Origin of the sequence: Mesobacillus jeotgali (assembly GCF_002874535.1) — a bacterium.
GTDB classification, from domain to species: domain Bacteria; phylum Bacillota; class Bacilli; order Bacillales; family Cytobacillaceae; genus Mesobacillus; species Mesobacillus jeotgali.
The window spans coordinates 4,644,353-4,660,457 of record NZ_CP025025.1 but is presented as its reverse complement, the minus strand read 5'-3'; the positions used below and the strand labels follow the sequence as shown (position 1 = coordinate 4,660,457).

The window sequence follows — 16,105 nt, the reverse complement described above, 5'->3', positions numbered from 1 at the left end:
ACTTATGCTATAATAAGAACAACCATTGCTTTACCGCATTAAACCCCACTCAATTGGAGTGGGGTTTTTTTATTTTTTTATCCAAAGGAATATGGGCATAAAAAAACAAGCTCTGATGACTCAGAGCTTGTTTGTATGGGCTAAACCGTTATTATAGTTTTGTAACGTTAGCTGCTTGTGGTCCACGAGCGCCTTGCTCAACGTCGAAAGAAACTTCTTGGCCTTCTTCAAGAGTCTTGAAGCCTTCGCCTTGGATAGCTGAGAAGTGTACGAATACGTCTTCTCCACCTTCACGTTCGATGAATCCGAAACCTTTTTCTGCATTAAACCATTTTACTTTACCGTTTTCCATTTTTGTTGCCTCCTAGTGTGCTATCCACACAATTTGTTACTATTCTTGTCTCAGTGATATCCAGGCGAATCAAGCAGTGCATGTTCTTTCCTTGCATACCGAACAAAAATAATTCTTCCTAAGAATAACAGAATCGAAAGGATAGTGCAAGCATTTAGGAATGTTCCAAAAACAGGGTTTCATAAAAAATCATACAAAAGCCCATAATGGATTAATAAAAGTGAACCAGAAAATGTGGTATAATTAAAAGAACACGAAAGGGCGTGGCTAATTGAAAAGCGCAAGCAACATTTATAAAACAGGTCAATCGGTCAATATCAAGGAAACCGGCGAAACAGTGACAATCATGAAATCCCAATACGTAAAAAACATGAAAAGATATTCATACACTGTGAAAGAATATCCAAGTACATTTTACTTTGAAGAAGAACTAGAGAGAAATTAACGAACCCACTAAAAAGCGTGCCACAGCTGAGCACGCTTTTTTTGATTCTATTTTACCATTTGCTGTTATAGGCTCTATTTTCCCAACTGACTATAATCTGTGATCAGCGATTTCTCCAAAGTCATCCTAACTAATTACTTTTTGCCTATAAAATCCCGTTTTTACACTTTTAAACTCTATCATTTTTACTTATTTCGAAGCTCGAAATTTGTCCGAAAAATAGGTACCATACTCTATTAAATATTTTTTAAAAATTCAGTAATATGTATGGTGAATCTAGTTTATAGGAGGAATGACGATGAATTTGAAAAAGAAGGTTCTATCGGTTTCTTTATCAAGCATGATGGCTCTTGGCGCGGTGACTGCGGTGGCCCTGCCTGCAGGTGCTGTCGGGAATGGACCGAGTGCCGGAAATGGCTCCGTACAAACATCGATTTTGCATACATATGAAAGTTTAGTAGATTACCTGAAGACTCAGAATGCCAAACAGGAGGCAATGGAGCTGGAAGTGATCGGCCAGACCGTCAAAGGCCGTGATATTCACATGGCTAAGTACATCTCCAACCCCGATAATCCCACCATCCTGTTTTTAACGCAGCAGCACGGAAACGAGCAGCTGACAACAGAAGGTGCGCTTGAATTCATCAAGCATTTAGGCACAGGTAAAACCAGTGATGTACTTGATAATGTGAATATCCTTGTAATACCGATGCTGAATGCGGACGGAGCTATGGGCGATGTCGGCTTCTCACTTGAAGATTACCACGCTGATGGCGACCGTCACCTTACCCGCTATAACGCAAACTATGTGGATTTGAATCGTGAGCATGACAAAAAGACGAGCGAGATGGAACCAGAAGCACGCGCACTTCATGAGAATGTTTTTGCAAAATATGATATCGATTACATGATCGACCTTCATCACCAGGGCACGCTCAGTGAAACAGAAGGTGAACTCGTTTCTGGATCGATCCTTTATCCTACGAATGAAAATGTGAAGCCAGAGGTGCTTGAAGGCTCCAAGAAGCTTGGTGCAGTCGTTTACAATGCACTTGAGGATACTGGCTGGGGCCACATCGGCAAGTACCGCGGCGGCACCGGTGAAAATATTGGACGCAACGGCGCTGCTGTCCGTTACGATATTTCGACTCTATTATTCGAAATGCGCGGCATGTCCGACCATTTCATCGAGTCTTATGCACTCGGACAGAAGAGTAATGGTTACCTGATCAAGCAGACCATCACCACTTTGGATGCTACAGTAAGAGCGATTGCTGATGACTCTATCGAAACAATGGATACCAGCTTCTGGGATACACTTCCTTTCCAGACGAACAGACAGAGCGAAGAAGCAGACGAATAAGACTTGCAGCAGTGTGATTCCCTCGCGGAACACACTGTTTTATTTTGTGATTCTAGGAACCCGACATTTATCGTATATAAGTATCCTGGTGATTTTCGGTAAGATTAAATTAAAATCCTTACAGGAGGCTTGCTGATGAAATTCTTCCATATTTCACTTGCTTTTTTACTCATCTTCAGCCTGTTCCAGGGGCTAGGTACTTCCCAGGCTTCTGCCGCAGATCAAGATTGGGAGGACACGATCTATGACCGCCCAGAACAGTATTCAAGCTATACTACGAAAAAAGATGTTTTCGTCACGATGAGGGATGGCATTATTCTTGCGGCGGATATTCACCTGCCAGATGGAGACGGACCGTTCCCTGTCATCCTCACACAAACACCTTATAATAAAAACGTAAGCAGCACCGAGAATCTTAATGAGTATTTTATTAAGCGCGGCTATGCCCATGTGATAGTCGATGTACGTGGAACGGGCGCATCACAGGGGGCATGGGATTCATTCGGCGAAGCAGAACAACGCGATGGCAAGGAGCTTGTCGAATGGGCAGCAAGCCAGCCGTGGAGCAATGGCAAGGTTGGTTTATACGGCTCCTCTTACCGGGCCATCAACCAGCTTTTAACCGCAGCCCAGCAACCTGATGGACTGGAAGCTATTTTTCCGATCGTACCGATGGGTGACATGTACCGCGACATTCTCATGTCCGGGGGAATGGTAAATACCGGATTCATCCCGCTCTGGCTCGGACTTGTGACTGGCAGCGGCCTGCTCCCACCTTCCTACACACTGTCAGAACCAATCATGGGAACGACAGTGCTGTTAAGCCACACTGGGCAAGTGCTCGGCTTTCCAGTCAGCACTCTGAGCTCTGCGATTACAGGTGGCGACTTCGCCTATGATGGACCAGCCGCACAGCTGCGCTCCCCACTGGCAGTTGCCGATCAAATTGAAGTTCCTGCATTTTTCACCGGCGGACTCCACGACCTTTTTCAGCGAGGCACTCCGCTTCTTTATGAAAAATTAAAAGCGAACGGCGTACAGACAAAGCTGCTGATGGGAAACTGGACGCATGGCAACTATGGCAGTGGCTTGCCTGCCGACAATGTCCCTGCCCTTGACCAGCTGGCGTTACGATGGTTCGACCAGTATTTGATGGGAATCAACACAAACATCAATAAAATCCCTGATGTCACACAATATGTGCTGGGGGAGGATCGATTCGAGGTCCAGCCAGGCTGGCCGCATCAGGAGGCAGTAGCTGAAAAGTACTACCTCCGAAGCGGGAATCAGTTGACGAAGGAGACTCCTTCCTCTTTAGAGCCGTCGCGCACTATGCTCCAGCAGCCGCTGAATGGCGTCTGCTCAGGCAGCACGAATCAGTGGATGGCCGGAATTCCGGATGCCCTGCCATGTACGAAGGATAATCGACTGACAGAATTGGGCGAGCTCACCTATACGACAGTACCAGTGAATACAGACCTGCGTGTTTCCGGGCCGATCGCCGCTAAGATTTTTGCCAAAACAACGGCCCGTGAACTAGTTCTGTCTGTCCGAGTAACAGATGTCGCGCCGGACGGGACTTCCCGCGAGATTACCGCTGGATGGCTTGCCGCTTCGCACCGGGCAGTCGACGAAAGCAAGAGCCGCTTCCTAGATGGAGAGAACATTCAGCCATGGCACCCATTTACGAGGGCTGCAGTGAAGGAAGTGAAGCCATATGAGGTTATGGAGCTGGACGTCGAGATCTTCCCGAGCAACTTCGTCATTAAAGAAGGCCACAGACTCCGCGTCGCCATCGGGCCAAGCGACTTCCCGCACTCGATGTCGCCAGCACCGCAGCTGCTCAATCAGCTCGGTGGGATGGCAACGATTTTGTCTAACTCTAAATATCCGTCATCGATTGTACTGGCGGTGGTGGAGGAATGATTTTTGAGTTAGCCTGGTGGTGAAATCTTATTTTTAGATTAGACAGTCCATGGTAGAAACTTCAATTTGAAATTAGATTGCTAGTAGTGGAAAATTCATTTTTAGATTAACCTGCCGGTCGACGAATCGGCAGGTTTTTTTGCCTTAAAATGTTCACTGGCTATTTATTCTCTTTTGTTTAAGAATGGAGGAGAAAGGATGTGGAGTATGATATTAAAAAATCGAAACAAACCAGATGAGTTGAAAATGTTGGATTGGTTAGCACCTCGGATGGAATTTAGTGAGCAAGAGAAACAACGGCACTATAGTCTCAGGAAAGGATTTGAAGGAGAAATCAAGTTCGACATATGGCTGGAAAGCCTTGAAATAGAACATCTGATACTGAATGACCTGCTCCTAGAAGTAGGAGGCACAACCTTCCAGATTGATTCTCTTGTCATTATTCAAGATGCATTCCTAGTGTTCGAAGTTAAGTACTACGCAGGTGACTACTACTACGAAGGTGAACGCCTCAAAAAAATCAACGGAAGTGAAATCAAAGATCCCCTACTTCAATTAAAACGGTGTATCTCCCTGCTTCGACAACTATTTGAAAGCTTAGGCTTTCGCCTTGTGATTGAATCCTCCGTCGTCTTCATAAACCCTGAATTTACTCTATACCAGTCCCCCAAAGATGCACCCATTATATTCCCGAGCCAGTTAAATCGTTATATGAAAAATCTAAACAAGAAACATTCCAAACTAACAAATCTTCATAGAAAAATTGCAGAGAAGCTTTTACAATTGCACCAAACCGACTCCCCTTATAAGCGATTGCCACATTACGAATATGAACAATTGAAGAAAGGGCTTATGTGTGAAGAATGTCATCAGCTCATGGATACAATCGAAAAAAAGGAATTCGTGTGCAGCCACTGCGGAACACATGAAAAGATCGATACCGCCGTGATGCGAAGTATCGAGGAAATTAGGTTACTTTTTCCGGAGAGGAAGTTAACTACAGCTTTGGTGTATGATTGGTGTAATGGAGTACTGTCACGAAAGATTATCAGGCACATTTTAAAAAATAACTTCAATGCCGTTGGTACCAATAGACACCAGTTTTTTGAGTAGTACATCTGTATCATCTAAGTTATCCGGCTAATTATTTTTGGAGCTATACCTTTTTTCTAGACCTTTTTTGGCATTTCCTTCTTATTTCGGGACCTAGAATTTTTCTATGTGACCTTTTACTTGGCTCACACTCCAGTTCGGGCATATAGAATCTTTCTATGTTACCTTTTGTGTGGCTTACACTCCAGTTCGGGCATATAGGATCTTTCTATGTGACCTTTTATGTGGCTCACACACCTGTTTGGTCACATAGACCTTTTCTATGTGACCTTTTATGTGGCTTACACTCCAGTTCGGGCACATAGAACTTTTCTATGTGACCTTTTACTTGGATCACACACCTTTTATGTGGCTCACACACCTGTTCGGGCACATAGACTTTTTCTATGTGACCTTTTACTTGGCTTACACCCCTTTTCGGTCACATAGACCTTTTCTATGTGACCTTTTACTTGGCTCACACACCTGTTCGGGTACATAGCCCTTTTAGGTTATTATGACCTCGATTTAAATTATAGATATATCTATGTTTCATCCTATAATTTTCCAAAAAATAACCGAAGGCATACAAATGCCTTCGGACTCAATAATAAACGGTCTAGTGTCCACCCTTATCCACGTACTTCCCATAGTCCGGTATCGCAATACTGTCAAATTCCCGTACCAGCTTTTCCAGGCTGTTTGACAATAATTCACCAGACATCGGTATTCCATGCCCTGTCACGGCAACTGCTGGTTTCAAGGCCTCTAGCTTAATGACTGATTCCTTAGCGGATTTCCAATCTGGAGTCAGGTACCTTGGGGGGCCGCTTATTTCCTGTTCCTGTGTTAAAACTTTATACAGTGACTCCTGTTTAACAGTCACAAATGCATCCCCCACGATTAGAGCTCGATCTCTTTCTCTAAATAAAGAAACATGGCCTGGCGTATGCCCTGGTGTGTGTATCCACTTGAATTCTGGCATATGGGGAATACTTCCGTCAGAAGGAAGTTTTTCTACATGATTCTCCAGGTTGATTGGTTCGTTTGGGAAAAGAGGCGACAACTTTGCTACCAAGCCACCTTCAACGGTTGAGTCTGGTTCAGGATAACTCTTTTGCCCGGTCAAATAAGGTATCTCCAGTTCATGTGCATAAACTGGAATTCCCCAATGCTCCACCAATTCGATAATCGCTCCAACATGATCAAAATGACCATGTGTTAAAACAATCGCTTTTGGACGGCTGTTTGTTCCAAAACGCTCTTCTGTCACAGAAATAATCTCTTCCGCTGATTCAGGCATTCCTGCATCGACTAGAACAAAATCCTTTGTTTCATGATTTCCAACCAAATGAATATTGACTATCTGGACAGTATAATTAAATAGGTCCGGTAAAATATCCATACCCACACCGCTGCCTATAGAAGTAGCAGGAATATATTTATAATCACTTCCGTAGTTCATTTGCTGATCTATTTCCATCCCAATACCTCCGTAAAAACACATTACATACAGAGTTATTGTCTCTCTCTATAGATAATTTATGATTGGACAGGTTGGAAAAGCCTAAATCAAGGCGCTATAAAAAAAGGATCGAGAATCGTACCAAGTACGATCCCGACCCTTCTGGAGTTTTAAAATATTTTATTCAACCGTAACAGACTTAGCCAGGTTACGTGGCTTATCAACGTCACAGTCACGGTGCAGCGCTGCGTAGTATGAGATTAACTGCAGCGGGATTACTGAGATAAGAGGTGTTAATAGGCTGTGCACTTCTGGGATGACGAAGCGGTCTTCGTCTGTTTCCAGTCCACTCATGGAAATGATGCACGGGTTTGCTCCGCGGGCAACGACTTCTTTGACGTTTCCACGGATGCTCAAGTTGACAAAGCCTTGTGTTGCAAGGGCGATAACTGGTGTTCCTTCTTCGATCAAGGCGATTGTTCCATGCTTTAATTCTCCGCCTGCAAAGCCTTCAGCCTGGATGTACGAAATTTCCTTCAGTTTCAACGCGCCTTCAAGTCCTACGTAGAAGTCAATTCCGCGTCCAATGAAGAATGCGTTCCTTGTCACAGTCAGGTATTCACGCGCGATACTTTCGAATTCCTCTTTGTCGTCGCAAAGGGCTTCCATTGCTGTCGCCACAATTCCTAATTCCTGTACAAGATCAAAGTCTACTTCATGGCCAATTCCGCGAGCTGTTACTTCTGCTAAAATTGCGAGGACAGCAAGCTGTGCTGTGTATGCTTTTGTTGAAGCAACCGCAATTTCAGGACCAGCATGAAGAAGAAGAGTATAGTCTGCTTCACGGGAAAGCGTTGAACCAGGCACATTCGTAATCGTCAATGCTTTGAAGCCCATCTCCTTCACTTGGACAAGAACCTGGCGGCTATCCGCAGTTTCTCCACTTTGTGAAATGAAGACGAACAATGGCTTTTCAGATAGTAGCGGCATATTGTAGCCAAACTCACTTGAGATGTGGACTTCAACAGGAATCTTCGCCAATTTTTCGATGAACTGCTTGCCGACAAGTCCTGCATGATAAGAAGTACCCGCAGCAATAATGTAGATGCGGTCTGCTTCCTTCATCGCAGCAACGATATCAGAGTCGATTTCAAGCCCGCCTTCGCCATCCTGGTAGTTCTGGATGATTTTGCGCATTACAAGCGGCTGCTCGTCGATTTCCTTGAGCATGTAGTGAGGGTAAGTTCCCTTTTCAATATCACTTGCATCAAGCTCTGCTGTGTAAGGAGCGCGTGAAATGACTTCACCATCAAGGTTCATGATTGTCACTTCGTCTTTATTGACAATCACCATTTCCTTGTCCATCAGTTCAACATACTGGTTTGTTACCTGGATCATTGCCATCGCGTCACTGGCAACAACGTTGAAGCCATCGCCAAGGCCGACAAGAAGCGGGCTCTTGTTTTTCGCCACAAAAATCGTGTCTTCGTTTTGCTCATCTATAAGGGCAAGTGCATATGAACCATGTAAAAGTGTCAGCGTCTTGCGGAACGCTTCTTCTAAGCTCAGACCTTCTTTTACGAACAGTTCGATTAACTGGACGATAATTTCAGTATCTGTTTCACTTTTCAATTCGACATACTGCAAGTACTGGCGCTTCAATAGATCGTAGTTTTCGATTACACCATTGTGGACAAGAGTCAGTCTGCCTGTTGAGCTTTGGTGAGGGTGAGCGTTCACCTTGCTTGGAGGACCGTGAGTCGCCCAGCGAGTATGGCCAATACCAGCGTTCGCCATGACACCGTTGTCCACTACATTGCGAAGATCCGCAATACGTCCTTTTTCCTTAAAAACGTGAACTCCCTTTTCATTCATGACTGCGATTCCTGCAGAGTCATACCCTCTGTACTCAAGCTTTTCCAGACCTTTTAATAAAATCTCTTTCGAGTCATTATTTCCAATATATCCAACGATTCCACACATAACTTCTTTTCCTCCTGTACGACAGGGGGCAAGAAGCCTCTTATATAGGGGCAGCTTGCCCCCTTATCTCATATAATTAGTCCTGAGGTCAGACTTTAATATCCAATCCTCGTTAGTTTTAGCATCCCCATCTCTTTGTGCATTAAGTTGCCTTAATGTTTTAAAGATGGAATTGGCGGCTGTGCTTTCAGCCGGGAGGCATCCGCCGAAACTTCGATAAACCTCCACCTCGTCAACTAATCCATATTTACGGTCAAGGATTAGTCCTGGCGCTTTAGTTTTCCCTTGATCTACCTCTGCCCACCTTTCAATAAAATCGTTTTTTAAGGCTCTTGTTACACAAACAGCCTTATTTACAAAAACAGGATTATCATACATGATACTCATGCATCCGTCAATAGAAAACAAAGGAAAACAGCCTTCCCGTACAATTACCCTTTACAGTCTGGCTAAAACTTCCCTTCACAAGAAAAGCGCAAGCGCCTTGGTCAGCCCTGACAAGCGCTGGAGGGCCGACCAGTGAAGTCGCTCTTTGACTTCATTGGGCGGACCGAAGCGACTCGAGGGGGTATGCGCTGAAGCTGGACACTTCTCTAAGTGAAAAAAATAAACTTTCACTATAAATAAATATGCATAAGGGCTCTTCTATGTGCCGAAGCCCTTATGCATATGACTGGTTCCTATGCTTTTAATCCCATTTCCTCTTCAACAACGACAGCAATCCGTCTAACGTATTCTTCGCAAAGCTCTGCTGTTGCAGCTTCTGCCATGACACGTACCAATGGCTCAGTTCCAGAAGGACGAACAAGGATACGGCCGTTGCCGTTCATTTCCGCTTCGACCTGCTCGATCACCTCTTTTACCTTCTCGTTATCTGTTACGTGGTGCTTATCAGTCACCCGAATATTTACGAGAACCTGAGGGTATTTCTTCATTTCTCCAGCCAGTTCAGAAAGCGGCTTGTTCGTTGCTTTCATGATATTGGCAAGCTGCAGGCCCGTTAGCAGGCCATCCCCTGTTGTATTGTAGTCAAGGAAGATGATATGGCCAGATTGCTCGCCGCCAAGATTATAGCCATTTTTCTTCATCTCTTCAACGACATAACGGTCGCCAACAGCAGTCTGGACACTTTGGACTCCGTGCTCTTCTAGGCCTTTGTAAAAACCAAGGTTGCTCATTACGGTAGAAACAACTGTACCCTGCTTCAGCTGACCTCTTTCCTTCAAGAACTTGCCGCAGATATACATGATCTGGTCGCCATCAACGATATTACCTTTTTCATCGATTGCAATCAGGCGGTCACCGTCTCCGTCAAAAGCAAGGCCTAAATCCGCTCCTTTATCCTTTACGAATTCTGCGAGTGCTTCCGGATGTGTCGATCCGACGCCATCATTAATATTCAAGCCGTTAGGCGATGCGCCCATTGTGGAAGTATCCGCATCGAGGTCAGCAAACAAATGCGTAGCCAAGGATGATGTTGCCCCATGTGCGCAGTCCAGCGCGATATGCAGCCCTGTGAAATCTTCATCAACAGATTGCTTAAGATATTGAAGGTATTTCTGGCCACCCTCAAAGTAATCATTCACCTGTCCAAGATTCGCACCCACCGGACGAGGCAGTTCATCTGTTTCCATATCCATCAATTGCTCGATTTCATTCTCTTGATCATCGGATAGCTTATAACCATCCGGCCCAAAGAATTTGATGCCATTATCCGCTACTGGATTGTGAGATGCAGAAATCATGACTCCTGCCTGCGCGCCAAGGGCCTTCGTCAAATAAGCTACCCCTGGAGTAGAGATGACGCCGAGCCTCATGACTTCCGCTCCGATTGATAATAGACCGGCAACCAGCGCTCCTTCAAGCATATGTCCGGAAATACGAGTGTCCCTTCCAATTAAAACTTTAGGGCGATCATGTTCCTTTGTAAGGACATAGCCTCCAAAGCGGCCAAGCTTGAAAGCTAATTCTGGTGTTAATTCGCTGTTCGCAACACCACGTACTCCGTCTGTACCGAAATATTTACCCATTCTTAAAATCTCTCCTTGTATGAAAAATTGCAGTCAATTACGCATCTTTTTTCGCAACCGATATACTGGCTTTTTCTTTAGCCAATCTCCACGTTATATTTTGAGGTGCTGTCACCTTCATGTCGACTTCATGATTTCCTTCATCCAGTTCCGTCACATCAATCAGGATTTTAAAATCATCGGATGACAGAGCTGAAACAATATCACTCGGCCCAGAAACGGTCAAATTCGTCTGACCGTTTGCGGGATCAAGGAAGTTAACTTCAAAATCTTCACCCATCCCATCAATTTCTATGGGAACATTTGAAATGCTTTTCTCGGAAGCCTTTGTGACTTTCACGACCACTTTGACCGTTTCGGGTGAAACCTTGACAATTCCTTCACCGATGATGACCGGGAGGGTGATCTCCGTATCCTCATCAATCTTGCTGACATCCACTTCTACCCTGACATTATCAAATTCCTCGAGTACGCCTGGGTCAGCGATGATTTCTGCTTCCTTCGTTTCCAACGTTATTGAATCGATTGTTACTCCACTTGGAGGAGTTCCTTTCCGGACAATATCGATCGGTACCTTCTTGCTTGAACTTTTAATCGGGATTGTTACCTCGACAACCTGAGGTTCCACAACGACATTAAGCTTGTTCATATCTTTATCCAAAGCTAGAACACTTGCTTCTCGTGTGATTGTTTCTGATATTTTCCCTGATGAATTGACAGTTGCTTTCACAAAAGTGATTTTATCAACTACATCTTTGGCACCTGTTATTTGGACTTTATTAGGCTTTACCTCTGGTTTCTCGGCTATATAGCCTTCCTCAACTATATTACCGCTGAACTCAGCCTCCACCCTGAATTCCTTCGTTACCTTCTCCTGGATGGAAACATTCGCATAACCAGGTTCGATGGTAACGGTCAGGCGATCCGAGACATCTTTAATCGTAATCGGGACTCGCTGATTTCCGAGTTCGGCCTCTGTCAAATCTACGAACACTTCGAAATTCCGTAGAGTTTTCGCCTGCTGAACAAGGTTTTTCGGGCCTTGCAGGGTAACTGTAACCGTCTCAGGCACACCGGATACTACTAAAGTATCGGTATCATAAACCCTTTTTACCGGTACGTCTTCAACTGTCTCCACCTTTTCATCTGATGGCACATTCACATCTCCGGGCTTATCTGGGTCGTTCTTAGGGACAGACCCAAAGAGCAGGACGGCTAGAACCAGGGCAACGACTTTTATGAACCAGGGATTATCCATCCATTTATCCATTTTTCTTCCCCCTCCAATTCCAGCGGGTAGAAGCGGCCTGCTTGATTCTTGATGGAGAAATCAGTTCAGCTGTGAGCAGTTCCCTTAGCGTTTCCCCGCTCAAGTCACGGTAAAGTTCGCCGTTACGGGTAACCGATACATTCCCTGTCTCCTCAGAAACAACGATCGTGATACTGTCAGTTACTTCACTGATTCCGAGTGCGGCCCTGTGCCTTGTACCCAGCTCCTTCGAGATGAACGGACTTTCCGAAAGCGGCAAATAACATGCAGCCGCTGCTACGATGTTTTTCTGTATGACTACAGCTCCATCATGAAGCGGTGTATTTGGTATAAAAAGATTAATCAACAGTTCAGAGGAGATTTTTGATTGAAGCTGTATGCCTGTTTCTATGTAATCACTCATTCCTGTTTCTCTTTCAATTGAGATCAATGCTCCGATTCGGCGCTTCGCCATATAATCGGTTGCCTTGATAATGGCCTCCACCATCTTCTCTTCGTCTTCCTCTTCCTGCAGCCCTGATCTGGCAAAGAGCCGTCCCCTGCCGAGCTGTTCGAGTGCCCGTCGCAATTCGGGCTGGAAGATGATGATAATGGCCAGGAATCCCCAGGTTAATACTTGTTCCATCATCCAGCTAAGAGTATTCAATCCGAAGTAATCACTGACAAACTTTACGATCAGGATGACAAAGATCCCTTTTAAAAGCTGGACAGCCTTCGTTCCTCGAATTATCGCAATCAGCTTATAAATGACGAACCAAACCAGGAGAATGTCAACAATATTAGCTAGATATTCTAAAAAATCGAAATCCGCAAACGACATTGCACTTCCTCCAGTAGTTTAGTAAGACTGTTTCAGAAAGTCGCAAACCTTCCTGAAAGTTCAATCAGCCTTGTAGTAAAGCTCTTTTCGAAAAATGACGAAAACAGCCTTTTGTTAAAAAAAAGCGGAAGATGACCAATGCACTTCAGCCTATAAACAAAGATAACTTTCTTATTATAACACAAGCATTGTTCAAATTAATAATGATGTCATCTGTAGCACCTTGTCTGTTTTCCCTCATTCAATCCTTTTTAAAAAGACCCTTAAAAAACAGCCATTCCTACTGGAATGACTGTTCCTTTTCGTCGTTCTCAAAAAGATCTGCTGTATTTTTGGCGGTCTTCTTTATATGGTACCAGATCCACTCGAATACTTCATTTACCTCGGTTATTTCTCCTGTGACATTGCCTGCAGAAGCCATGTATTTCTGGCCGTTGATCACTGTGACATTGCCCTGTACTTCACCTTCGATTTTGACTTTGCCATTCCTCACAACGACATCACCCTTGACAACTTCACCTTCAGGCACGATTACTGTATCATTTTCAACGATTAAATTAGGCTGCTTCGATACGGAAAACTGATGTTCTTCGTTCCAAGTTGACAAGATGCTGCCTGTCATTAAAACCAGGAAGAGCGAGGCAGCTGTAAAAATCGGATGACTCCTGAACCAGCGCTGGATTTCCGTCTTTTTCTTTTCCTTTGGCAGGCCGGCCATTACTTTTGAAGTAAAATCATCTGGTGCCTGGATGTGAGAGGTGCTCTGAACAAGAGCGATTGCTTTATTCAGCTCCCTGAAGTATTCCTGGCAATCTGAACAGCTTTGCAGGTGCTCCCTTAAAATCTTTTCATGTTCTTCGGAGATTTCTTCATCTAGATATTCATGCATATAGTCGATAATTTGTTCGGAACATTTCATATTCTTTCACCTCACCTTATACGTGTCGCAACTGTTGCCTTAAGGCTTCTCTTCCTCGATGGATCCTCGTCTTCACTGTGCCAAGCGGCAAATCCAGTATTTCACTGATCTCATTCAGGCTGAGTTCTTCAATATACTTTAATACGATGACCGACCTGTATTTATCGGGTAGTTTTGAAATTTCTTTTTGGATTGTATCGTGCAATTCGATACTTTCAACCTCATCCTCTGGCAAAGGAGTCTCAGATGGAACCTGGGAGTACATGGTTAATCCCTCTGTCCCAGGCACTTCTGCATCCAGAAAATAATCTGGTTTCTTTTTGCGAATCCGGTCAATACATAGGTTAGTAGCAATTCTATACAGCCATGTTGAAAACTTCAAGTTTTGATTGAAGCTGTTGATATTGATATATGCACGGATAAATGCTTCTTGTGAAATATCCTCTGCCTCATGCCGATTCCCGAGCATACGGTAGCAAAGCTGGAATACCTTGTCCTTGTATACCTCAACAATCTCTCCATAGGCATTCTGGTCTCCCTTGATCACCTGTTTTATTCTGTGTTTTACAATTGTCTCCATTATTTTACCTCCGCGCTTCATGCGGCTAATCGATATACGAATCGATTCCGTAAAAGGTTTCATTTATTTTATAAAAACTTTAATTATGTACGTAATTGACAAAATCATCTACCAACCGACTTTTTGCGAAAAAAGTCTAAAAAACACGATAAGTTAATATTAACAAATTTTTACCAGTTTGGTTTAAAAAGTTTTCTCAGGGGTATAAATAGACTATATATTATTGAAAGCGAGGAACTAATAGTGTGTGCAGATACATTGTTGAAGGATATTGAAAATTGCCGTAAAGAAATGGTTGAATTAGCCGCAAAAACCTCGCTGTCAAATCAACGGGTTGTAGACATCAGCACTAAACTCGACCACTTACTAAATAAATATTATCACTTAACCTCAAAAAAGACATTCCTATATTAATAATAAGAGAGCAGCAGCCAGACTTGGCCGCTGCTCCTATTTTTTCTTACTAATATGATTCTATTCTAAAACTACTGGCGCATTACAAAAGTTTCTCTCCAAATAAAGAACCCATCAACGCTACTGCTGCGCCAGCAGTTTTGTTCTTGTCATCAAGGATTGGATTCACTTCAACAAATTCAGCTGAAGTAACAATTTTTGCTTCTGCCAGCATCTCCATGGCCAGATGACTCTCACGATAACTGATACCTCCGGTTACCGGCGTGCCGACACCAGGAGCATCTGTAGGATCCAGCCCATCCAAATCAAGTGAAAGATGGACGCCATCTGTCTTATCTTTAAGATAGTTGACTGTTTCCTCAATGACCGTAGCCATCCCCAGCCGGTCAATTTCATGCATCGTGAACACCTTGATGCCAAGCTCCTTGATTAAATCCTTCTCACCATCATCCAAAGCACGGGCCCCGATGATGACAATGTTTTCTGGTTTTACCTTTGGTGAATAGCCGCCTAACTGAGTTAGCATTTCATGTCCCAACCCTAAGCTCGCAGCCAGCGGCATTCCGTGGATGTTTCCCGATGGAGAAGTTTCTGCTGTATTCAAGTCTCCATGTGCATCATACCAAATGACACCCAGGTTCTTATAATGCTTGGATACACCTGTCAAAGTGCCAATCGCAATACTATGGTCACCACCTAATACTAGCGGAAATGAACCTGATTCAATAATCTTGTCTACCTCATCTGCAAGCAAACTATTTTTTTCTGCCACCAGCTCCAGGTTGCGCAGATTGCTGTTAGGATCAATCTTCACCTCTGGCCGGCCAACTGCTATATCTCCCAAATCCTCTATCTCATCAAATAACACTTTTAATCTTTCATTTATTCCCGCATAACGGATTGCACTTGGGCCCATGTCGACTCCCCTTCTCATCTGACCCAAATCCATCGGCATGCCAATTATCGAAAGTTTCTTCATTAATTTCTCCCCCTTGCTTTCTCTCATCTACTCTTTATTTTAAACGCTTTCATTTAAATGACTCAACCGGACAATTTCATGAATATATATACGGTTTGGAATTGAGCGAATTTACGGACTGAATTAAGGGATTCATGCCACCAACTCGTTAGAGAGTGTGAACATTCTTGGTGAAGAAATGCGGCAGCCCCCACCATTCGATCTGCACTTTCTTGACAGGTTGGGGCTCCTCAGCCTGAAACCTGTCACAATAACAGGACTTTCTTGACAGCTTTGGGCTCCTCAGCCTGAAACCTGTCATAATAACTGCTTTTTCTTGACAGCTTTGAGCTCCGATACCTGAAACCTGTCATAATAACAGCACTTTTTTGACAGCTTTGAGCTCCGCAGCCTGAAACCTGTCATAATAAGAGCACTTTCTTGACAGCTTAGGGCTCCGCATCCTGAGACCTGTCACAATAACCGCA

15 protein-coding genes are annotated in these 16,105 nt (G+C 44.1%); 5 read left to right on the top strand and 10 right to left on the bottom strand.

All coding sequences use genetic code 11. The features are described 5' to 3' along the window. Positions 1-151: 151 nt before the first annotated feature. Entirely contained in the window at positions 152-352 is a 201-nt protein-coding gene (locus CD004_RS23325) for a cold-shock protein (protein ID WP_023626356.1), read from the bottom strand. 271 nt (positions 353-623) lie between these two features. Between CD004_RS23325 and CD004_RS24150 the strand changes: the two genes are divergently transcribed. The 4 genes from CD004_RS24150 to CD004_RS23310 all read left to right on the top strand — a co-directional run bounded on the left by CD004_RS24150 (position 624) and on the right by CD004_RS23310 (position 5,199). Beyond that, positions 624-797: a hypothetical protein gene (locus CD004_RS24150; RefSeq protein WP_023626357.1), complete on the top strand. Its 174-nt coding sequence runs from the start codon at positions 624-626 to the stop codon at positions 795-797. A 298-nt stretch (positions 798-1,095) separates the two neighbouring features. Further along, the gene (locus CD004_RS23320) at positions 1,096-2,160 is read left to right on the top strand and encodes a M14 family zinc carboxypeptidase (RefSeq protein WP_102264894.1); all 1,065 of its coding nucleotides are present in this window, start codon (positions 1,096-1,098) and stop codon (positions 2,158-2,160) included. Between the two features lie 135 nt (positions 2,161-2,295). After that, positions 2,296-4,086: a CocE/NonD family hydrolase gene (locus CD004_RS23315; RefSeq protein WP_102264893.1), complete on the top strand. Its 1,791-nt coding sequence runs from the start codon at positions 2,296-2,298 to the stop codon at positions 4,084-4,086. A 198-nt stretch (positions 4,087-4,284) separates the two neighbouring features. Beyond that, the gene (locus tag CD004_RS23310) at positions 4,285-5,199 is read left to right on the top strand and encodes a nuclease-related domain-containing protein (RefSeq protein WP_102264892.1); all 915 of its coding nucleotides are present in this window, start codon (positions 4,285-4,287) and stop codon (positions 5,197-5,199) included. Between the two features lie 598 nt (positions 5,200-5,797). On the opposite strand, the gene CD004_RS23305 is transcribed toward CD004_RS23310, so the two are convergent. From CD004_RS23305 to sigW, 8 genes are all read right to left on the bottom strand, one after another. After that, positions 5,798-6,655: an MBL fold metallo-hydrolase gene (locus CD004_RS23305; protein ID WP_102265216.1), complete on the bottom strand. Its 858-nt coding sequence runs from the start codon at positions 6,653-6,655 to the stop codon at positions 5,798-5,800. 168 nt (positions 6,656-6,823) lie between these two features. Beyond that, entirely contained in the window at positions 6,824-8,626 is a 1,803-nt protein-coding gene (glmS, locus tag CD004_RS23300) for a glutamine--fructose-6-phosphate transaminase (isomerizing) (RefSeq protein ID WP_102264891.1), read from the bottom strand. 63 nt (positions 8,627-8,689) lie between these two features. Then, the gene (locus CD004_RS23295) at positions 8,690-9,004 is read right to left on the bottom strand and encodes a hypothetical protein (protein ID WP_102264890.1); all 315 of its coding nucleotides are present in this window, start codon (positions 9,002-9,004) and stop codon (positions 8,690-8,692) included. 302 nt (positions 9,005-9,306) lie between these two features. After that, entirely contained in the window at positions 9,307-10,656 is a 1,350-nt protein-coding gene (gene glmM, locus CD004_RS23290) for a phosphoglucosamine mutase (RefSeq protein ID WP_102264889.1), read from the bottom strand. A 37-nt stretch (positions 10,657-10,693) separates the two neighbouring features. Then, positions 10,694-11,926, bottom strand: coding sequence for a CdaR family protein (locus CD004_RS23285; protein ID WP_102264888.1), 1,233 nt, complete (start codon positions 11,924-11,926; stop codon positions 10,694-10,696). Beyond that, on the bottom strand, positions 11,919-12,746 hold the full coding sequence (gene cdaA / locus CD004_RS23280; RefSeq protein ID WP_041964276.1) for a diadenylate cyclase CdaA: 828 nt from the start codon (positions 12,744-12,746) through the stop codon (positions 11,919-11,921). The genes CD004_RS23285 and cdaA overlap by 8 nt, the downstream gene beginning before the upstream one ends. Before the next feature lie 280 nt (positions 12,747-13,026). Continuing rightward, positions 13,027-13,665: an anti-sigma factor family protein gene (locus CD004_RS23275; RefSeq protein WP_102264887.1), complete on the bottom strand. Its 639-nt coding sequence runs from the start codon at positions 13,663-13,665 to the stop codon at positions 13,027-13,029. 16 nt (positions 13,666-13,681) lie between these two features. Continuing rightward, the gene (gene sigW / locus CD004_RS23270) at positions 13,682-14,245 is read right to left on the bottom strand and encodes an RNA polymerase sigma factor SigW (protein ID WP_102264886.1); all 564 of its coding nucleotides are present in this window, start codon (positions 14,243-14,245) and stop codon (positions 13,682-13,684) included. A gap of 243 nt (positions 14,246-14,488) precedes the next feature. On the opposite strand from sigW, the gene CD004_RS24555 reads away from it, so the two are divergent. Beyond that, positions 14,489-14,659 carry an aspartyl-phosphate phosphatase Spo0E family protein gene (locus tag CD004_RS24555; RefSeq protein WP_102264885.1) on the top strand — a complete coding sequence of 57 codons (171 nt, stop codon included), beginning with the start codon at positions 14,489-14,491 and terminating at the stop codon, positions 14,657-14,659. A gap of 82 nt (positions 14,660-14,741) precedes the next feature. Here the strand turns inward: CD004_RS24555 and rocF are convergent, their stop codons facing one another. Continuing rightward, the gene (gene rocF, locus CD004_RS23260) at positions 14,742-15,638 is read right to left on the bottom strand and encodes an arginase (protein ID WP_102264884.1); all 897 of its coding nucleotides are present in this window, start codon (positions 15,636-15,638) and stop codon (positions 14,742-14,744) included. Between the last annotated feature and the right edge of the window lie 467 nt (positions 15,639-16,105).